Source organism: Microbacterium sp. CFBP 8794, from assembly GCF_014841235.1.
Taxonomy (GTDB): domain Bacteria; phylum Actinomycetota; class Actinomycetes; order Actinomycetales; family Microbacteriaceae; genus Microbacterium.
Map to the genome: position 1 here is coordinate 99,192 of NZ_JACYTT010000003.1, position 20,303 is coordinate 119,494.

Sequence of the window (20,303 nt, forward strand, 5' to 3'; positions counted from 1 at the left end):
GACGGAGGAAAGCTATGGGCGGCCCGTGACCATTCGGAGCGGGACGGGTGAACTCGGCTCGTCCGCCGTCGAAACGGATGGGGGACGAGGCGAGGGCGTCGGGCGGTGCTCAGCGGGAGGAACGCGTCGCGCGACGGCGCACCAGCGCGGCGCCCAGTGCGAGGGCGGCGATCGCCCAGAGCGCGGCCGCCGACGAGAGCTCCCCACCGGAGCGGGCGAGTTCCCCGCCCGTGGCCGCCGTGGGGGAGGGGACCGGGTCCGCCAGCGAGAAGCTCGGTGCGACCGCGCCGATCGCCACCGGCCACCGGGCGTCCGCGAGGTAGGCGTCGAGGAAGGGGGCCCGATCCCCGGCGGTCGGCACATCGGCCGACGTGCCCTGCGCGTGCAGGGTCAGGGTGCCGCCGTCGATCGTGACGGTGGTGTCGCGAGGGGAGGGCCGCCAGAGGAGGGAGTCCGTCGTCCCCACCGTCAGCAGCGCGGCGTGCCCCGCCGACAGCGTCCAGTCGAGGGCGCGGAGGGTGACGGAGGTCGTGCCGCCGGCATCCACCGGGGTGAGGGTCTCGTCGATGAGGGTCGGGATGCCGTCGACACCGACGTCCCACAGCCGAACATGCGCCGCACCCTCGCCGCGCGTCTGCAGCACCACCTCGGCGCTGCCCGTCAGGCGCGTCTCCTCGGCGACGGGGACCGACAGCGTCTGCGAGGCACCGAGCGTTTCGGCGGTTCGCGGCGCCGTTCCGAAGAACGACCCGTCGCCGTCGTCGCCGTCGGGCAGAGCACCGGCGCCCTCGCCCGTGTCGACGTACTGCGCGGGGGCGAGGGCGGACGTGACCTCGCGCGTCGTCCCCGGCCACTCCGCCTGGGTCCGCCAGCGCCCGAGGTTGTCCTGCAGGGCGAACGAGGGCGCGGGACCCTCCTCGTCGCGAAGGTGGGCGTCGAAGAACGCGCGCACCTCGCCGAACCAGTCGGCGCGCCCCATCTGCAGGCGACCGGCGGAGTCGACGTCGTTTCCGGCGACGTGGTCCCACGGCCCCGCCCAGGCCGACACCGGCCCTTCCAGACCGTCGACGACGTCGACCAGTCCGTCGGCGCGGGTGTTGCGCTCGGTCCAGCCCTGGGTGAACAGCAGCGGTACCGTCGACCCCTCCGCCCGGCTCGCGAGATCGCGCGCGGCCCATTCGGGTGACGCGCGCTCGGCGACGAGGGTGTCGGCGAGCAGCGACGTCGCGCACTCGGGGTGACGTTTCTCGTAGGTGGCGTTGTCGCGGTAGCGGTCGGTGTCGGGCGGGATGACGAGGCCGTCGACGTGTCCCGGGGTCGCGATGCCGGGAAGGGCGGCCATCTGCAGGTACGCCTCGGGCGTGGCCCGATTGTTCTCGGTCGGGATGCCGTTCTCCCACAGGTACGAGTACGGATCCCACACCGGTTCCTGACTGACGACGGCGGCGAGGCCGGCGGGACGCGCGGCCACCCCCATCAGGCCCGTCATCGCGTCGTAGGACTTCCCGTACATCCCGACCCTGCCCGTCGACCAGGCGGCGCTCGCCGCCCACTCGACGGCCGCCGTCACGTCGGCCTGCTCACCCGGACCGGCGAAGTCGAGGCACCCGGTGCTGCCGCCGAAACCGCGCAGGTCGACGAAGACCATCGTGTACCCGGCGGCCAGGAGGCCGCCCTCGTCGATGAGCGCGCGATGGCGCTGTGTCGGACCGGTGAAGGGCCGGTGCTCGTCGGCGGCGGCGCCGCTGTGCGAGAAGTAGGGACCGATCGAGAGGATGACGGGGGTGCGCGCATCCGGAGGCAGGTGCGCCGGCCGCAGCACGTCGGCGTGTAGCTCGACGGGGTCGCCGTCGGTGGGGGCGGCGGGCGAGGGCAGGTACTGCTCGGTCCACACCGCGCCCTCGGGGACGGAGGGGTTCTGCGCGTGCGTGACGCCGGAGGCCACGTCGGAGGCGGAGGTCGTCGTCGTCGGCGTCGCCGGGGCAATGGATGCCGCGGGTGTCGGCGCGATGTCGAGGTCGGGGGTCGCCGCGGACGCACCGCCCGCCCAGAGCAGCGTCATCACCACGCTCGACGTGACGATGAGCCCGGCCGTTCGACCCCGCATTCCCACTCCCTTTTCCCCCGCAGGTTATCGCGCGGCGGATGCGCGGATGCGAGACCGCGAGCGGCCTCGGCTCAGCGGGAGGAACGCGCCGTGCGGCCCCGCACGACGCCCACGAACGCCTCGACATCGGGCGTCGTGTTCTCCCGCAGCCAGGCCAGCGCGACCGTGGACACGGGTCCGCCCCGCAGGACCCGGTACTCCACGTCGCGACGACGGTGCGCGCGAGCGAGGGACATCGGCACGATCACCACACCCACGCCGGTGGCGACGGTGGCGATCGCCTGGGCGGTGTCGCCGGGGGGCGCGAACGCGGGGGGCACGGCATCCGGGACGATGACGTGCAAGACGTCATCGGCCGCGGCGATGACCACCTGCCCCGCGAGGTCGGCGAGCGCGAGCTCGTCGGCGGCGGTGAGCTCGGAATCCGTGGACATCACCACGACCGGCTGCTCCTCGTAGAGCTCGATCACGTGCAGGTCCTCGGATGCCGCCAGAGGCAGGCGCACCAGGGCGGCATCGAGGTCGTCGATGGCCGCGCGCTGGTGCTCGACCGTGATCTCTCGAAGCGCCAGCGAGACGTGGGGCATGCGTTCACGCCACAGATCGATCCACTTGCCGGGCGTCGCGCCGGGGACGGCGCCCAGGACGAAGGTGCGCGGCTCCTCCCGAGGGGGCGGGGTCGGGCGGGCGACACTCTTCTTCGCGGGTCGTGCGCGGCCCGCGGCGACGGGACGGGCGGGTCCGCCGCGCCGGGGCGCGCCGCCGCGTCCCCGAGAGCCCTTGCCGTTGACCATGACTCCAGGCTAGCCGCGGGAGTAACGTGAGAGCGTGATCGGTATTCTGGCGCTCGTCGTCGCGGGACTCGCGGCCCTGCTGCACGTGTACATCTTCGTGCTCGAGAGCGTGCGCTGGACGAACCCCCGTACGCGGAAGGTCTTCGGCATTCCCGACCAGCAGACCGCTGAGATCACGAAGTCGATGGCCTACAACCAGGGCTTCTACAACCTGTTCCTGGCGATCGGCGCGATCATCGGGATCATCGTCTGGGTCGTCAGCGGAATCGGCGACCCGGTCGGACGCACCCTTCTGGCCTTCTCGCTCGGCTCGATGCTGGCCGCGGCCCTGGTGCTCGTGAGCACGGGCCGCAAGAACCTGCGCCCCGCGGTGATGCAGGGCACCCTGCCTCTCATCGGGCTCGTGCTGACGTTCCTCGCCTGAGCTCTCGCCGGCGCGGAGCCGACGGCGGCCGAGCCCGTCGGGCACACGAAAACCCGCACGCTCCGAGAAGTCGTGCGGGTCGTGGATGCCGATGAAACGGCGGAGTCAGGCGGCCAGGCGCAGCCCCCGACGGTCGGTGGCGACGGCTTCGCCGTCGTTGATGATCTCGTCGTCGCCGATCAGCGAGCCGGTGGCGATGCGGGCGTTGTGGCCCACCTGCGTTCGCACGCCGATGTGAGCACCCGCGCCGATCACCGCGCCCGCGCAGATGTGCGCGTGCGGCTCGATGTGCGCCTCGGGTCCGATGACGGCGTCGGACTCGATCCAGACCCCGCGACCGACGCGAACGCCCGCGGCGATCTGCACGCCGGGTTCGACGTAGGCACCGTTCTCGACCAGCGCCGACGGGTGGACCTTCGCGCCGTGCGCGACGAGTCCGCGACCGTTGACGTGCTTGCGGTAACGCAGCGTCTCGCCATGGTCGTTTTCGATGTCGATGTAGTTCTTACCCACGATCCCCTCCGGACGGCTATCGGGTCAGCCGACATGTATGACAACGGGTGCAGAATCGGCTTCATTCCCTCGAATGCTTCTTCGTCGCCCGTGCCATGATCGGTTTGCTCGACGTCGAGAGAAAGTGCGGCACGCTTCCCGGCGTCGGTGTCTTCCCCCGTTCTCCCACGGCGACCCGGGAGACACGGGCGGCTTGACACGCGGGGGCGAGGGTGGGCTGTCGTAACGACGATGAGCGCGGGTCGGCCCGCCCTCACGCCGTCACGCGGAGGGACGCCTCACCCGGGCTGGCAGGTGGGGCACCAGTACACGTTCCGCTCGCTCGTGGACGAGGCGCCGAGGCTCGTGGCGCGGATGGGCGTGCCGCAGCGCCGGCACGGGGCTCCGTCGCGGCCGTAGACCCAGAACCGTCGTCCGGGGCGGCTGTCCCCGGTGAAGGTGCGTTCGGGGCGGGGGAGGTTGGTGCGGATCATGCGCTCGCCGAGGGCGATGGTGGCCTGCACGTCGATCTCGTTCGCCGGGGTGGTCGGCGCGATTCCGCGCACGAAGAGCAACTCGTTCGCGTAGACGTTGCCGAACCCCGCGACGTTGCGCTGGTCGAGGAGTGCGACGTGCGCGGCGCGATCGTCGGCCGAGACGCGGCGGACCGCCTCTGCCTCGTCCCAGTCATCGGCCAGGAGGTCGGGTCCGAGATGACCGATCACGGTGTGCTCGTCGACCGTGCGGAGGACCTCGACCATCGCGAGGTCGAACCCCACGGCATCCGCCCCGCTCACCCCGACGATCGCGCGTGCCTTGAACGCTTGACGTCGCCACCGTTCGCCGGGGCGGTAGACGTCCCACCGGCCCTCCATCTTGAGGTGGGAGTGCAGCGTGTAGCCGCCGATCCGGTGCAGCAGGTGCTTGCCGCGCGCGGCGACCTCGTGCACGGTCTCACCGCGCAGATCGGCGGTCGCACTGCCGGGCACGCGGATGTCGAACCGCGTCACCACCTTGCCGGTCAGGGCCGCCGACAGCTTGGCGGCGGCGCGGTAGACGGTGTCGCCCTCAGGCACGGTGCGCTCCCGGGGGGTGGGGCGTGGGGGAGGTCGGCCGGGGCGTGGGTGGGGTCGGTGCCAGCGCCAGCGCCGGAGCCGTGGCCGGGGTCGGGGCCAGAGCTGGGGCTGAGGTCTGGGCCGGGGACGCCGCGGCGTCGGTCGCGCGGGAGCCGCGTTCGGGCCGGCGCGGCCGGACGAACGTCGCGGGCGACGTCGGTGCGGGGGTGGTGCGGGTCACCGGCCCGCCGCGCTCACGCACGAGCGGCCTCGCGAATGGCGTCGCCGGCGGTGAGTTTGCGCAGGGTCAGCCCCTTCGGGGACTCGACGAACCCCGCTTCGCGGAGAGCGCGTCCGACCGCGGTGCCGTACACGAACTCTCCGTTGACCTGCTCGACCGTGAGGGTCTCGAGGCGACGTCTCTTCGCCGTCTCGGCGAGGTCACGGGTCGCGGCCTGCAGCTGCGCCTCGTCGTCGGTGAAAGCCAACGCGCTACGGCCGCCACGCTCGAGATACAGGGTCAGGTCGCCGTCGACGAGCACGACGAGTCCGCCGGCTTTGCGCCCGGGACGGTGCGTGACGCCCTCGATCGAGGGCCACCCGAGGGCCGCACCGTACGGATTGGCCGGGTCGGTGGCGGCGAGGGTGATCGCGCGTCGTGGTGGGGGGTCGGCGACCGCCGCGAACTCGCGCAGACGGTCGACGGTGGCGGAGGCGGCGAACTGCGCCGCCCCGAGCTTCTCGATGACGTACCCGCGGCGGCAGTGGCCGGCCTCTTCGAAGCCCGCCAAAATGCGGTACACCTGCGCGAAACCGCCGGGGACGCCCTCGGACTGCACCGCCCCTCGCGTGACGACGCCGTACCGATCGAGCAGCAGGCTGGCGGTGGCGGTGGCCCGGGCAGCGGGATCCGGCTCGCGTTCGGGAAGCAGGGACCATCGGCCGCCCAGCGACGGCGGGCGAGGAGCCGAGGTCGCGCGCGGCATCGTCGCGCCCCGGTACATGCGTGCGCGCGGAGCCCGACGGGCGACGCGGTGGGACTGCCCGCCGCCGCTCAACAGGGTGCGCACCGGCGCGAAGGTGTCGTTCGTGACGCGTCCCGCCCAGGTGAGAGCCCACAGGGCGTCGTTCACCGACTGCTCGTTCTCGGCGCCGGCCAACTGCCTGAGCTGACCGGCGAAGTACGCGCCCCCGCCGTCGAGGGCACCGAGGATCCGCGCCTCCAACGAATCGGGAGCCGGATCGTCGGCGTCATCCGGGTCTTGCCGCGTGAAGGGGGCGGCCTCCGCCGGGTGCAGGGCGATCCAGCCGTCGCGGCCGGGCAGGGTGCCGTGTCCCGACCAGACGACCTCGCCCGTCGCGGTCAGCTCGTCGAGCAGGGCGGGGGAGTAGTCGGCGACGCGCGATGGCAGCACCAAGGATTCCCACGCGCTCGCGGGGAGGGGAACACCCGCGAGTTGCTCGATCACCGCGAGCACGCCGTCGATTCCCTCGAGCGGGCGGCCGAGGTGCTGCCAGACCGGCAGGAACCGCGCGTAGGCGGCGGGAGGGACGGGCTCCACGCTGCCGCGGATCGCCGCCAGCGAGCGCATGCGCAACCGGCGCAGCACTTCGACGTCGCACCACTCGGTGGCGTCGCCACGGGTTCCGCCCGACGCCTCGGGAAGGAAGAAGCCGCTCGCGAGGCGCCCCTGCGACTCGAGGCGCTGCAGCGTCAGCCGCGCGACGGCGATCCCCACGCCCAGGCGAGCGGCCACCGCGTCGGTGGTGAACGGCGCGTGCGTGCGCGCGTATCGGGCGACCAGGTCGCCGAGCGGGTCGGCCAGGGGCTCGAGGAAGGCGTTCGGGATGCCGACGGGGAGCGCGGCGCCCAGCGCGTCGCGCAGACGCCCGGCGTCTTCGATACCGGCGACCCGCGCGATGCCCGCGATCGTCAGGCGGATCGCGCGGCGGTCGTCGACGAGGGTCGCGAGGTGGCGTTCCGCCTCGGCCAGGGCGTCGGTCTCGGCGTCCAGTCGCGCGGCGACCTCGCTCGCGTCGAGCGGGCCGAGGATGCGCAGCAGATCGGCGACGCCCTCGACGCCTCGCGCGCGACGGTCGGGGTCGAGCCGCTGGGCCTCGCGCTCGAACTGGGCGATGACGTCGGGATCGAGGAGCTCGCGCATCTCGACCTTGCCGAGCAACTCGCTCAGCAGAGCAGGGTCGACCGACAGCGCGGCGGCGCGGCGCTCGGCGAGGGGCGAATCGCCCTCGTACATGAACGCCCCGACGTACCCGAAGAGCAGATCGCGGGCGTACGGCGAGGGCTGCGAGGTCGTGATCTCGACGAGGCGGATGCGCCGTTCGCCGATCTGCCGGGTCAGGCGCAGCAGCGCGGGAAGGTCGTAGACGTCTTGCAGCACCTCGCGGAGCGTCTCGAGGATGATCGGGAACGCCGGGTGGCGCTTCGCGACCTCGAGCAGCTGAGCCGAGCGTTGGCGCTGCTGCCACAGGGGGGAGCGACGGTTCGGATTCAGCCGGGGCAGGAGCAGGGCGCGTGCCGCGCACTCGCGGAAGCGCGAGGCGAACAGCGACGAGCCGCCCACTTCGTCGGTGACGATCTGCTCGAGTTCGTCGGGTTCGAAGACGAAGAGGTCGGCCCCGGGCGGTTCGGCGGCGGCATCCGGAACCCGCGCGATGATGCCGTCATCGCTCGCGACGGCGGCCCCCTCGACGCCCAGGCGCTCGCGGATGCGGGCGTTCACTGCGAGGGCCCACGGGGAGTGCACCTGCATGCCGTACGGGGAATGCAGGATGATGCGCCAGTCGCCGACCTCGTCGCGGCTGCGCTCGACGGTGAGCGTGCGGTCGGTGGGCAGGCTGCCGGTGGCTTCGCGCTGTTCGGCCAGGTAGGCGAGCAGGTTGGAGATGGCGTTGTCGTCGAGACCGGATTCGCGCAGGCGCTTCTCGGCCTTGGACCGGTCGCCCCCCGCCAGCTCTCTCGAGAAGGCGCCGAGCGCCTCACCGAGCTCGGCGGGGCGGCCGATGCCGTCGCCGTGCCAGAAGGGCAGCTTGCCCGGTTGGCCGAAGGCGGGCACGACGTTCACCCGGTCGTGCGTGATCTCGACGATGCGCCAGCTGGTCGTGCCCAGGGTGAAGACGTCGTTGACGCGCGACTCGTAGACCATCTCTTCGTCGAGCTCGCCCACGCGGGCGTTCTGCGACTCGCCCGCGACGAAGACTCCGAAGAGGCCGCGGTCGGGGATCGTGCCGCCGCTGGTGACCGCCACCCGCTGCGCGCCCGGCCGCCCGGTGAGCGTGCCCGCGTCGCGGTCCCACACCAGGCGTGGCCGCAGCTCGGCGAACTCGTCGGACGGATACCGCCCGGCCAGCAGGTCGAGGGTGGCCTCGTAGGCCGAGCGGGGAAGGGATCGGAACGGCGCGCTGCGCTTGACGGTCTCGAACCACTCCTCGACGTCGATCGAGCCCAGGGCGGAGGCGGCGACCGTCTGCTGCGCGAGGATGTCGAGCGGGTTCTGCGGCACCGAGATGGCCTCGATGCGCCCCGCCAGCATGCGCTCGGTCACGACGGCCGTGTGCAGCACGTCGCTGCGGTGCTTGGGGAACAGTGCCGCGCGGCTCACCTCGCCCACCTGGTGGCCCGCGCGTCCGACGCGCTGCAGCCCGGAGGCCGCGCTCGGGGGCGACTCCACCTGGATGACGAGGTCGACCGCGCCCATGTCGATGCCGAGCTCGAGGCTGCTGGTCGCGACGACGCAGCGCAGGACGCCCGACTTCAGTTCGTCTTCGACCTGGGCGCGCTGCTCCTTCGAGACCGAGCCGTGGTGGGCCTTCGCGAGGATCGCGGCGACGCCCGCCGACGAGCCGGCCTGCGCCATTTGCGCCGCCGGCACGGTCGGATCGGGCACCTCGATGCCGACCCGCTCGGCGTAGATCTCGTTCAAGCGCCCGGTGAGCCGCTCGGCCAGGCGGCGGGAGTTCGAGAAGACGATGGTCGACCGCCGCTCGAGGATGCGGTCGACGATGGCCTCTTCGACGTGCGGCCAGACCGACCCGGCCATCTCGGTACTCTCGGGGCGATCCGAGAACCATTCGCCGTCTGCGGCCTCGTCGGGGGCGGGGCTGCCCGGCGGCGGAGGCGGGTTGAGCATGTCTTCGATGGGCACGACGACCGACAGGTCGAACGCCTTGGTGGCTTTGGGTGCCACGATGTCGACCGGCTGCGCACCGCCGAGGAACCGCGCGACCTCGTCGATGGGTCGAACGGTCGCCGACAGGCCGATCCGCTGCGCGGGCTTGTCGAGCAGCGCGTCGAGGCGCTCGAGGCTCACGGCCAGGTGGGCGCCGCGCTTGGTCGCGGCCACCGCGTGCACCTCGTCGATGATGACCGTGTGCACGCCGCGCAGGGTCTCTGCCGCCTGGCTGGTCAGCATCAGATACAACGACTCGGGGGTCGTGATGAGGATGTCGGGCGGGGCGGTGACGAGCTTGCGGCGGTCGCTGGAGCTCGTGTCTCCGGAGCGCACGCCCACGGTGACGGACGGCACCTCGATGCCCAGCCGGCGGGCGGACTGACCGATGCCGACGAGCGGGGAGCGGAGGTTGCGCTCGACGTCGACGCCGAGCGCCTTCAGCGGCGAGATGTAAAGGACGCGAGTGGTGGTCGGTGGGGTCTTCGCGAGGGTGGTCTTCGCGGCGCCGCGCGGGCGACGCGGCGGGGGAGCGGCCTCGGGCCCGTCGGGGGTCTTCTCGCGGAAGATGCGGTCGATCGCGAAGAGGAACGCCGAGAGCGTCTTGCCCGAGCCGGTGGGGGCGACCACGAGCGCGTTGCGGCCCGACGACACGGACTCCCACGCGCCCTTCTGCGCGTTGGTCGGAGCGGGGAACGCACCGCGGAACCAGTCCCGCGTGGCGGGCCCGAATCTCTCGAGTACGTCAGCCATGCCGCCATCCTCTCTCGGACCTCCGACATCGGGTCGGGGTTGACGTTCGCCCGTCGCGGAACGGCCGCTGCGCTCGGGTGTCCGTCCCGTGCTTCGCGGCCTCTCGACCGAACGATCGGCCCCTGTCGTCACCCCTCCGCCGGGGTGCCCCCCTCGGCCAGACGCGCCTCGAGGAACGCGCGCACGTCGTCGAGTTCGTCCTGCGAGACCGAGTGGGTCAGCCCGGGGTAGACGCGACCGCTCAGCTCGCTGTGGGCCGGCAACCACTGGGCCGTCATGTCGACGAGGTGCGCGGGGATGACGTCGTCGCGCGAACCGCGTCCCCAGAACACGGGCGGTCGCCGCTCGGCCAGCACGGCGTCGCCCGGCAGCTCGCCGGCGGCGGCGTACCCGGCCAGCACGACGGTGAAGGCCACCGCGTCGGGGTCGACGCGCAGGGTCTGCACCGCGACGGCGCCGCCCTGCGAGAACCCCAGCAGCCCGACCGGCCGCGGCCCGACCTCTTCGCGGATCCAGGAGAGCAGCCCCTCGGCGGCGCGCGTGATCGCGACGGGGTCGCGGCCGTCGAGACCCTCGATCGGGTACCACGACGCCCCGGGGGTGGGCCACGGCGGGGTGAGCGGCGCGCGCACGCTGGCCATCACGAAGTCGGCGGGCAGGTGCGGCACGAGCCCGAAGAGGTCGTGCTCGTCGGACGCGTAGCCGTGCAGCAGCAGGAGCACCGGCCGATCGCCGCGTTCCTCGGGCGGCGCGGACCAGCGCACGAGGGCGGAGTCGAGGGGAGGGTGGGTGCTCATGCGGCCCATTGTCGCAAAGGCCTCCGACATCCGCTGTGGGCGAAGACACGCGGCATCCGGGGCGGACGGTTGATATACAGGGATCATGCCCGTACGCACCCCCGACCCCGATTCCGGCGACAACGGCGACGAGAACGAATCGTTGTCGGCGTCCTTCTCGGGCGCCTCGGGGGGCCCGAACCCCAACCCGGGGTGGTTGAGCGAGGTGGAGCTGGCCGAGGCCCGCCGCCGCCTGCCGATGCTGTACGTCGAGGCGCTCCCCGTGCGCACCGACGGCATGGGGGCCGTCACCCAGGTCGGCATCCTGCTGCGGGCGACGCCTCTCGGCGAGATGACCCGCACGCTCGTGTCGGGGCGCGTGCGCTACGGCGAGACCGTGCGCGACGCACTGTTCCGCCACCTCGAGAACGACCTCGGCCCCATGGCCTTCCCCTCCCTGCCCCCGTCGCCGACGCCGTTCACCGTCGCCGAGTACTTCCCGATCCCGGGCGTCAGCGCGTTCCACGATGATCGCCAGCACGCCGTCGCGCTCGCCTTCGTGGTCCCCGTCACGGGAACCTGCGAACCGCGTCAGGACGCCCTCGAAGTGACGTGGCTGTCGCCGCAGGAAGCGGCATCCGAGGCCCTCTCCGACGAGATGGAGGGCGGGCGGGGCACGCTCATCCGCCTGGCGCTCGCCTCGGTCGGCGCGCTGCGCTGATCCCCTCGCGGATGCCGTTCCGCGGCCTGGCGGCGGTGGCGTCGGTCCTCGACGTTGCCGGTGTCGGAGGTCGTCCCTAGGGTCGGAGGATGCCGCATCCTCCCCTCGAACCCCTGTCCCTTCCGCTCGACCGCGCCGGCTGGTTGAGCTTCGCCGGGGAGCGCCCGGCCGAGCGTCTCGCCCGCGTGGCCGAGATCGACCGCCGTCTCGTCGCCGAGACGGCGCTGACCACGAGCGAGCGCCTCGACCTCTGGAACGACGCCGACATCGCGCTCGCCGAGGCCGCCGCGCCGTCGCACCTGCTCAGCGAGTGCCACCCCGACGCCGAGGTGCGCGCGGCCGCCGAGGCGCAGGCCCAGGCGATCGACGCGGCGCAGGCGCGCCGGCTGCTCGATCGCGACCTGTGGCACGTGTTCTCCGACGCCGACGCCGCGGGCCTCGACGCCGCGCAGCAGCGCCTGCTCGACCACCTCCGCCGCGATTTCCGCCGCGGTGGTGTCGACCTCGACGACGCGGGCCGCGCGCGCGTGCAAGAGCTCGCCGCCCGCGACACCGCTCTGTCGCAGACGTTCTCGCGCCACATCCGCGAAGGACGCCGCGAGGTCCGCGTCCCGGCCGCCTCGCTCGACGGACTCCCGGCCGACTTCCTGGCGGAGCACCCCGCCGACGACGAGGCCATGGTGACGCTGACCACCGAGTACACCGACCTCATGCCGGTGCGCGAGTACGCCCGCGACATCTCCGTGCGTCACGCCCTCGTCGGGGCGTACAACGATCTGGCGTGGCCCGAGAACGAGGCCGTGCTCGCCGATCTGCTCGCCGTCCGTGCCGAGCGGGCCGCCCTCCTCGGCTACGGCGACTGGGCCGATTACGAGACCGAGACGCGCATGATCGGGTCGAGCGCCGAGGTGCGCGCGTTCCTCGATCGGGTGGCCGAGGCCGTCGCCCCCGCCGCCGCGTCCGAGTACGCCCGCGTGCTCGAGCGCCTCCGCCGCGACGAGCCCGACGCCACCGAGGTCACGATCGCCGACTTCTGGTATCTGCTCAGCGCGCTCAAGCGCGAGGAGTACGACGTCGATGCACAGCTCGTCCGTTCGTACTTCCGCTTCGATCGCGTGCTCGACGGCGTCCTCGCCACGACGGCGCGCCTTCTCGACGTCGAGTACTTCCCCGTCGACGCGCCGTCGTGGCACGACGACGTGCGCACCTACGACGTCGTCCGCGCGGGCGAGCGGCTCGGCCGCATCCACCTCGACCTGCATCCTCGCGACGGCAAGTACAACCACGCCGCGTGCTTCGGGCTCGTGCCCGGCATCACGGGGCACGCGCTGCCCGAGGGGGCGCTGCTGTGCAACTTCTCGCGCGGTCTGCTCGAGCACGACGAGGTCGTCACCTTCTTCCACGAGTTCGGTCACCTCGTGCACGACATCCTCGGCGGTCATCACCGCTGGGCGTCGTTCACGGGGATCGCGACCGAGTGGGACTTCGTCGAGGCACCGAGTCAGCTGCTCGAGGAATGGGCGTGGGATGCCGAGGTCCTGGCATCGTTCGCGGTGAACGACGAGGGCCGGGCCATTCCCGCCGACCTCGTCGCGCGCATGCGCACCGCCGACGCGTTCGGCCGCGCCCTCGAGGTGACCCGGCAGCTCGGACACGCCACGACGTCGTACCGCCTGCACGTCGAGCGTCCGACCGACCTGCAGGCTGCGGTCGACGGCTACTACCGGTCGGCGAGCCCGGTCACACCCCTCCCCGGGTCGCACTCGTACGCCGGCTTCGGCCATCTCACGGGCTACGGCGCCTGCTACTACACCTACCAGTGGAGCCTCGTGATCGCGCGCGACCTGCTGTCGGCCTTCGCCGGCGACCTGTTCGACGTCGAGACGGCGCTCCGCTATCGGCGCGAGATCCTGGAGCCCGGCGGAACCCGCGACGCGCGCGACCTGGTCGAGGCCTTCCTGGGTCGCGAGAGTACGTTCGACGCCTACCGCGACTGGTTGGCGGTGGCGTGATGCGGTGAGGGCCGCGGCATCCTGGATCGGATGCCGCGGCCCTCACCGCAGCCGGGGTCAGGCCGTCGTCTCGCGGGCGATCGCGGCGACGAACGCGTCGATGTCCTCGGCGGTGGTGTCGAACGAGCACATCCAGCGCACCTCGCGGCGCAGCTCGTCCCAATCGTAGAAGCGGAAGCTCTGGCGGAGGCGGTCGGCGACACCGGCCGGCAGTGTCGCGAAGACACCGTTCGCCTGCGTCGGCTGGGTGAACTGCACGCCCTGGATCGAACCGTCGGCGAGCCCCGCTTCGACGCCGGCGCGCAGGCGCTGCGCCATCGCGTTGGAGTGGCGGGCGTTGCGCAACCACAGGTCGTCCTCGAGCAGAGCCACCAGCTGTGCCGAGACGAAGCGCATCTTGCTCGACAGCTGCATGTCGAGCTTTCGCAGGTAGGTCAGGCCGGTCGAGGCCGCCGGGTCGAGAACGACGATGGCTTCGCCGATCATCGCTCCGTTCTTGGTCCCGCCGAAGCTCAGCACGTCGACGCCGGCATCGCGGGTGAACGCCCGCAGCGGCACGTCGAGGGCCGCGGCGGCGTTGGAGATCCGCGCGCCGTCCATGTGCAGGCGCATGCCGTGCCCGTGCGCGTGCGCGGCCAGGGCGCTGATCTCGTCGACGGTGTACAGGGTGCCGAGCTCGGTCGACTGGGTGATCGAGACCACGAGCGGCTGGGCGCGGTGCTCGTCGCCCCAGCCCCAGGCTTCGCGGTCGACCAGTTCGGGGGTGAGCTTGCCGTCGTCGGTGGGGACGGTCAGCAGCTTGATCCCGCCGACGCGCTCGGGGGCACCGCCCTCGTCGACGTTGATGTGCGCGGTGGATGCCGTGATCACGGCGCCCCAGCGGGGGAGCATCGACTGCAGCCCGACGACGTTGGCGCCCGTGCCGTTGAAGACCGGGTAGGCCTCGACGCCGTCGCCGAGCAGGCCGGTGAACAGCTCCTGCAGGCGGGCGGTGTAGACGTCTTCGCCGTAGGCCACCTGGTGGCCCTCGTTGGCCGCGGTGATCGCGGCGAGGACGTCGGGGTGGATGCCGGAGTAGTTGTCGGAGGCGAAGCCGCGCACCGATGCGTCGTGGAGGGGAGTCACCGCTCCAGCGTAACGACCAGGGGCGCAACCCCTCCTCCCCAGGGCGCGAAGTCGGACTCCGCTCCCCATTCGGCCCGGCGCGCCGACCGGAGGTCGTCTGACCCGACGAGAATGAAGGGATGCACATGGACCCCGAGGCGCTCAGCATCGCCGGCGAGTTGTTCTCGCCGTCGGCGATGGCGCGTGCCGACCGGCTCCTCGTGTACGGCTCCGTCGAGGTCGGCGAGGTCAGGACGCTCGACGGTGTCCTCGTGGTGACGGCGCAGTCGTTCGGAGCCGCGGGCTACGAGCACCTCGAGCTGCGGGTGCCCACCGACCTCTCCCGTCTCGCCGGGTGGTGCTCGTGCGGGCGCGGACCCGAGTGCGAGCACGGGTGCGCGGCCGCGCTCGTGCTGTTCGATCGCGTGCTGTCGGCGGGTCGCCCGACGCGTCCGGAATGGCAGCGGTCTCTCGACGAGCTCTTCGCGGTCGCGCCCGCGGCGGCCACCGACGAAGACCCCGTCGAGCTCTGTCTGTTTCTCGCCGTCCGTCGCGGGGGTGGGCATGGCCGCAGCACAGCCCTCACCCTCACGGCACGTCCCGGCATGCGCGGAACGCGCGGAACCTGGATCAAGGGGCGGGCCGGCTGGGCGGCGCTGTCGTCGCTCCCCGCCGATCCGCGGGCGCGCGCCGCCCTCGACAGTCTGGGCCGCGTCGGTCGATCCGGCCCCGGCGCGTTCCTGTCCGACGAGTGGATGCCGTTGTCCGCCGTTCCCCCGCACTCGCTGTGGTTGCACCTCGAGAACGTGCTCGCGGCCGGAGTGCCGATCGTGTCGAGCGCGGGCGCCCACCACCCGGTTCACCTCCCCGACGACCCGGCGGTGCCCGCGATGGCCGTCGATCGCCGTGGCTCCGCGGTGCTCCTGCGGGGGATCGTCGAGGGGATGGCCGACGAGGTCGCGGCGCGGCCGTCGTGGGTCGTGGGAGACCCCGCCGTGGCGGTGGCCTTCGTCGCGGATCGCGACGGAGACGACGAGCGCATCACCCTCGCTCGCCTGTCGACGCCGGTGGCCGACCCGCTGCGCGGTCTGCTCGCGCGCACGGGAGCCCTCACCATCGACGATGGCGGGTCCGAGACCTTCTTGCGCGAGTATCTGCCCCGTCTCCAGCTCGAGGCGCCCGTGGTGTCGCCGCGCGGCACCGTCGAGCTCCCCCCGGCGCCGCGGCCGGTCCTCGAGGTGCTCGTGGCGCACGGCTCGGGCTCGGCGACGCTCGCCACCCGGTGGGACCGTTCGGCGACGCGCGGACGCCGCGACGACGAGCACGAGCGCGGGGTGATCGCCGCCGTCGACGCCATCGGCGCCGACCTGCGCATCTCCCTTCCCCGTCCCCCGGCGACGGGTACGACTCCCGCCCGGGCGCTGACCGCGGCCGATGCCGCGATCCTCGCCGTCGAGGCCGCACCGCGCCTCGAGGCGCTCGACCACGTGCGGGTGCTCGTCTCCGGCGACGCGCTGACCTACCGGATCGCGTCGGAGGCCCCGTCCGTGCAGCTGAGCACGGGAGCCGACGACGGGAGCGACTGGTTCGACCTCCACGCCCGCGTGACCGTGGGCGACGCCGAGGTCGACTTCACCGATCTCTATACGGCCCTCGCTCTCGGCGATCGGGCGCTCTTCCTCGGCGACGGAACGTACGTGCGGCTCGACACCCCCGAGTTCGACCGACTGCGCGCGGTCATCGACGAAGCGCGCACCCTCGCCGATCGCCCCGAGGCGGGGATGAAGCTCAACCGCTACAACGTGGGACTGTGGGACGACCTGGCCGAGTTGGGCATGATCGCCGCGCACGAGGCCGAGTGGTGGCTGCGCGTCCGGGGCCTCACCGACGAGGCCGCCCTCGCCTCGATCGACCCGCCGGCCGGACTCCGCGCCACGCTGCGCGACTACCAGCGCGCGGGCCTCGACTGGCTGCACTTCCTGCGCGCGCAGGGGCTGGGCGGGATCCTGGCCGACGACATGGGCCTCGGCAAGACGGTGCAGACGATCGCGATGATGCAGGCGGCGCTCGAAGCCGATCCGCTCATGCCCCCCTTCCTCATCGTGGCTCCCACCAGCGTGGTGGGCAACTGGGCGCGGGAGTGCGCCACGTTCGCCCCCGGGCTGCAGACGGTCACGGTCACGGCCACGCGGGCGCGACGGAAGACGAGCATCGCCGAGGCCGCCGCCGGGGCGCACGTCGTGGTGACCAGCTACGCGCTGTTCCGTCTCGAGCAGGAGCAGTACGCCGAGGGGGAGTGGTCGGGCCTGGTGCTCGACGAGGCGCAGCAGATCAAGAACCCCGCCTCGCGCGGGTACCGTGCGGCACGGGCCCTGTCGGTGCCCTTCACGCTCGTGGTCACGGGCACGCCGATGGAGAACAACCTCCTCGAGCTCTGGGCCCTGGTGTCGCTCGTCGCTCCCGGTCTGCTGGGCACCCGCGAGTCGTTCACGACGCTGTACCGCACGCCGATCGAGAAGCATTCCGATGGCGCACGGCTCGACCTGCTGCGCCGGCGCATCCGCCCCTTCCTGCTCCGACGCACCAAAGAGCTGGTCGCCGCCGAACTCCCGCCGAAGCAGGAGACGATCCTCGAGGTCACCCTGCACCCCGCGCATCGCAAGCTCTACGACCGTCGCTTCCACCGGGAGCGTCAGCGGCTGCTGGGGCTGCTCGACGACGCCGACGGCAATCGCTTCGCGATCTTCCGCTCCCTGACGATGCTGCGCCAGCTCGCCCTCGACCCGGCCCTCGTCGACGAAGGAGAAGCGCCGTCGGCGAAGCTCGACGCGCTCGAAGAGCTCCTCGTCGAGGCCGCCGCCGAGGGGCACCGCGTCCTGGTCCTCAGCCAGTTCACGCGGTTCCTGCGCGCGGCGCGGCAGCGGTGCACCGACGCCGGGCTCGCGTCGGGCTACCTCGACGGCACGACGACCCACCGCCAGGCCGAGATCGACCGCTTCCGCGACGGCACCGATCCCGCGTTCTTCGTCTCGCTCAAGGCGGGAGGCGTGGGGCTCAACCTCGTCGAAGCCGACTACGTCGTGCTGCTCGACCCGTGGTGGAACCCCGCGGTCGAGGATCAGGCCATCGACCGCGCTCACCGCATCGGGCAGACGCGCCCGGTGATCGTGTACCGGCTCGTGTCGTCCGACACCGTCGAAGAGAAGGTGGTGGCGCTGCGCGAGGCCAAAGCCGACCTGTTCTCGCGCGTGCTCGACGGGGGCTCCGACGAGGGCGACGGCGTCTTCGCGGGTGGCCCGCGCCTCACCGCCGACGACATCCGCAGCCTGCTCGACTGATCGTCCCGCCGGCGGCGCCGAGCGCCGGGGTCTGGCCGATGTCGGAGGTCGGGTCTACCGTGTGGCTATGTCCGCATCGCCGCCCTCCGCCGCCGCCCCGGCCGGCGCTCCGACGACCGGGAACCGCACCTTCCTCGCGGTGCTCGTCAACACCGCCGCGGCGAACGTCACGACCAGCTTCCTGTGGTTCGCGCTCACGTTCTGGGTCTATCTCGAGACCCGCTCGGTGCTGGCCACCGGAATCGTCGGCGGGGCGTACATGCTGCTGCTCGCCGTCTTCGCGATGTTCTTCGGGTCGCTCGTCGACCGCCACCGCAAGCATCGGGTCATGGTGTTCTCCGGCCTCGTCACCCTGACGGCGTTCCTCGTCGCGGGCGCCCTGTGGCTGGCCTTCCCCGAGGCGGCGCTGCTCGATCTGGGCGGTCCCTGGTTCTGGCTCTTCGCCGGCGTCATCCTGGCCGGAGCGGTCGTCGAGAACATGCGCAACATCGCGCTGTCGACCACGGTCACGCTCCTCGTCCCCGTCGAGCGCCACGCGAACGCGAACGGTCTGGTCGGCACGGTGCAGGGTCTGGCCTTCGTGGTCACCAGTGTCTTCAGCGGCTTGTCGGTGGGCTTCCTCGGCATGGGCGGCACCCTGGCCATCGCCATCGCGCTGACACTCGTCGCGCTGGTGCACCTGTTGACCATCCGCATCCCCGAAGAGCGCCCGGCCGCGGGCGCCGAGCCCGGCCCCCTGGTCGACGTGCGCGGGGCGATCCGCGCGGTGCGAGCGGCTCCCGGACTCTTCGCGCTGCTCATCTTCTCCACCTTCAACAACCTCATCGGCGGCGTCTACATGGCCCTGATGGACCCCTACGGTCTCGAACTGTTCGACGTGCAGGTCTGGGGCGTCGTCCTCGGCGTCACCGCGACGGGGTTCATCATCGGCGGCGGGCTCGTGGCGCGGTTCGGACTCGGCCGAAACCCCATCCGCACGATGCTGTGGCTCGTCATCGCGATGGGGGCGCTCGGTGCGATCTTCACCCTGCGGGACTGGTGGTGGCTCTACGTCGCCGGCATCTGGGTGTACATGGCGCGCATCCCCCCGGTCGAGGCCGCCGAGCAGACGATCATCCAGAAAGTCGTGCCGTTCGAGACGCAGGGGCGGGTGTTCGGTTTCGCCGCCGCCTTCGAGTCGGCGGCCGCGCCCGTCACCTCGTTCCTCATCGCCCCGATCGCCGAGTTCGCGATCATCCCCTACATGCGGGGCGGTGAGGGTCAAGCGACGTGGGGCTGGCTGGTCGGCGACGGAGCCTCGCGCGGCATTGCGCTCGTGTTCGTCTTCGCCGGACTGTTCATGGTGGTGGCCGCGTCGCTCGCGTTCCTGACGCGCTCGTACCGCACCCTCTCGCGGCAGTACCGCACGGCCGAGGTCAACGCCGACGTGGCGGACGGGCCCTCTCCCGTCGATGACCGCGAGGTGTCGGTGCACAACGCCGCCGCCCCGCCGATCGCCGACGCCGCAGCGACGACCGCGGCGTCTCCCGCGCGGACCGCCGACGCCGCAACGTCGACCGCGCACGCGACGCCGACCGCGCTTGCGACGCCGGACGACCCGCGCGGCTGACCCTGTCCGCGACGCCGCGAGACGCGCGCGGCTGACGCTGTCCGCGACGCCGCGAGACCCGCGCGGCTGACCCTGTCCGCGACGCCGGGAGACGCGCGCGGCTGACGCTATCCGCGACGCCGCGGAACCCGCACCGCTGACGCGGTCAGGCGGGAGCGTCGATACCGATCGTCACGTCGTTCCAGGCGGTCGCGTCGTCGTCCCAGAGGGCGATGAACGACGCGGCGAGGGCGTCCTCGAGCCCCGACAGGCTGGTGACGCGGAAGATGACGGCCGCGGCCGTCGGCTGCCGCCCGGCGTCGCGGGCCGCTTTCGAGTAGCCCTGCGCAACCGCGCGCACCCAGGTCTCCGATGCCGCCTTGGCCGTCGCGTAGTTCGCCCCACCCGCGAGCGGACGTTCCACCGCGTTCGACGACACGATCGCCAAGCGCCCCGCGGAGGAGGCGCGCAGGTCGTCGTCGAACGCGCGGCTCACGTGCCGGAGCGCCGTCACCGACTGCAGCAGGAAGGCGAAGTCGTCGTCGCTCTGTCCGGCCAGACCCCCGCCGCCCCGCCAGCCACCGACCAGGTGCAGCAGGCCGTCGATGGGACCGTACTCGGCGCGCACGCGATCGCGCAGTTCACCGACGGCACGCTCGTCGGTCAGATCGCAGCGTTCGACGGCGATGCCGGGCAGGTCCGCCACCATCGCCGCCAGACGTTCGTCGGAGCTTCCCACCACGACGACGCGCGCCCCGGTGTCGAGCAGTGCGCGCGCGCAGGCGTGTCCGGCGGCGCTCGTTCCGCCCGCGAGCAGCACCGTGCGCCCCCGCACTCCCTCGTCGTCGTTCCGTGCGTCGGTCATGGTCATCCCCTCGCCCCCAGCGGGCCCCGTCGCCCACGTCGTCGATCCCGCGAGAGCCAGGGTACGGCCGTACCCCGCTCCCGC

At 72.4% G+C, this 20,303-nt stretch carries 13 protein-coding genes; 5 read left to right on the plus strand and 8 right to left on the minus strand.

Annotation, left to right across the window (positions count from 1 at the left end):
• Window positions 1–109: 109 nt before the first annotated feature.
• Both IFU19_RS07920 and IFU19_RS07925 read right to left on the minus strand, forming a co-directional pair.
• Window positions 110–2,107 carry a CocE/NonD family hydrolase gene (locus IFU19_RS07920; RefSeq protein WP_192013394.1) on the minus strand — a complete coding sequence of 666 codons (1,998 nt, stop codon included), beginning with the start codon at window positions 2,105–2,107 and terminating at the stop codon, window positions 110–112.
• Window positions 2,108–2,178: 71 nt separating this feature from the next.
• A complete protein-coding gene (locus tag IFU19_RS07925; RefSeq protein WP_192013395.1) occupies window positions 2,179–2,901 on the minus strand; it encodes a LysR family substrate-binding domain-containing protein in 723 nt (240 codons plus the stop codon).
• 37 nt (window positions 2,902–2,938) lie between these two features.
• On the opposite strand from IFU19_RS07925, the gene IFU19_RS07930 reads away from it, so the two are divergent.
• Entirely contained in the window at window positions 2,939–3,325 is a 387-nt protein-coding gene (locus tag IFU19_RS07930; protein ID WP_192013771.1) for a DUF1304 family protein, read from the plus strand.
• A 105-nt stretch (window positions 3,326–3,430) separates the two neighbouring features.
• On the opposite strand, the gene IFU19_RS07935 is transcribed toward IFU19_RS07930, so the two are convergent.
• From IFU19_RS07935 to IFU19_RS07950, 4 genes are all read right to left on the minus strand, one after another.
• Entirely contained in the window at window positions 3,431–3,838 is a 408-nt protein-coding gene (locus IFU19_RS07935; protein WP_055833497.1) for a transferase, read from the minus strand.
• 278 nt (window positions 3,839–4,116) lie between these two features.
• The gene (locus tag IFU19_RS07940) at window positions 4,117–4,893 is read right to left on the minus strand and encodes an Fpg/Nei family DNA glycosylase (protein ID WP_192013396.1); all 777 of its coding nucleotides are present in this window, start codon (window positions 4,891–4,893) and stop codon (window positions 4,117–4,119) included.
• A gap of 233 nt (window positions 4,894–5,126) precedes the next feature.
• Complete coding sequence (locus IFU19_RS07945) at window positions 5,127–9,815, minus strand: ATP-dependent helicase (protein WP_192013397.1); 4,689 nt, start codon at window positions 9,813–9,815, stop codon at window positions 5,127–5,129.
• 128 nt (window positions 9,816–9,943) lie between these two features.
• Window positions 9,944–10,612 carry an alpha/beta hydrolase gene (locus tag IFU19_RS07950; RefSeq protein WP_192013398.1) on the minus strand — a complete coding sequence of 223 codons (669 nt, stop codon included), beginning with the start codon at window positions 10,610–10,612 and terminating at the stop codon, window positions 9,944–9,946.
• A gap of 85 nt (window positions 10,613–10,697) precedes the next feature.
• Here IFU19_RS07950 and IFU19_RS07955 point away from each other — a divergent pair, with 85 nt between their 5' ends.
• Both IFU19_RS07955 and IFU19_RS07960 read left to right on the plus strand, forming a co-directional pair.
• On the plus strand, window positions 10,698–11,312 hold the full coding sequence (locus tag IFU19_RS07955) for an NUDIX hydrolase family protein (protein ID WP_055833509.1): 615 nt from the start codon (window positions 10,698–10,700) through the stop codon (window positions 11,310–11,312).
• Window positions 11,313–11,401: 89 nt separating this feature from the next.
• Entirely contained in the window at window positions 11,402–13,324 is a 1,923-nt protein-coding gene (locus tag IFU19_RS07960; RefSeq protein WP_192013399.1) for a M3 family metallopeptidase, read from the plus strand.
• Window positions 13,325–13,381: 57 nt separating this feature from the next.
• On the opposite strand, the gene IFU19_RS07965 is transcribed toward IFU19_RS07960, so the two are convergent.
• The gene (locus IFU19_RS07965; protein WP_055833516.1) at window positions 13,382–14,449 is read right to left on the minus strand and encodes a threonine aldolase family protein; all 1,068 of its coding nucleotides are present in this window, start codon (window positions 14,447–14,449) and stop codon (window positions 13,382–13,384) included.
• A gap of 119 nt (window positions 14,450–14,568) precedes the next feature.
• Between IFU19_RS07965 and IFU19_RS07970 the strand changes: the two genes are divergently transcribed.
• Window positions 14,569–17,766, plus strand: a complete 3,198-nt coding sequence (locus IFU19_RS07970) for a DEAD/DEAH box helicase (protein WP_199858690.1) — start codon at window positions 14,569–14,571, stop codon at window positions 17,764–17,766.
• Window positions 17,767–17,833: 67 nt separating this feature from the next.
• Window positions 17,834–19,375, plus strand: coding sequence for an MFS transporter (locus tag IFU19_RS07975; RefSeq protein WP_192013400.1), 1,542 nt, complete (start codon window positions 17,834–17,836; stop codon window positions 19,373–19,375).
• A gap of 145 nt (window positions 19,376–19,520) precedes the next feature.
• Here the strand turns inward: IFU19_RS07975 and IFU19_RS07980 are convergent, their stop codons facing one another.
• A complete protein-coding gene (locus IFU19_RS07980; protein ID WP_192013401.1) occupies window positions 19,521–20,219 on the minus strand; it encodes an SDR family NAD(P)-dependent oxidoreductase in 699 nt (232 codons plus the stop codon).
• Between the last annotated feature and the right edge of the window lie 84 nt (window positions 20,220–20,303).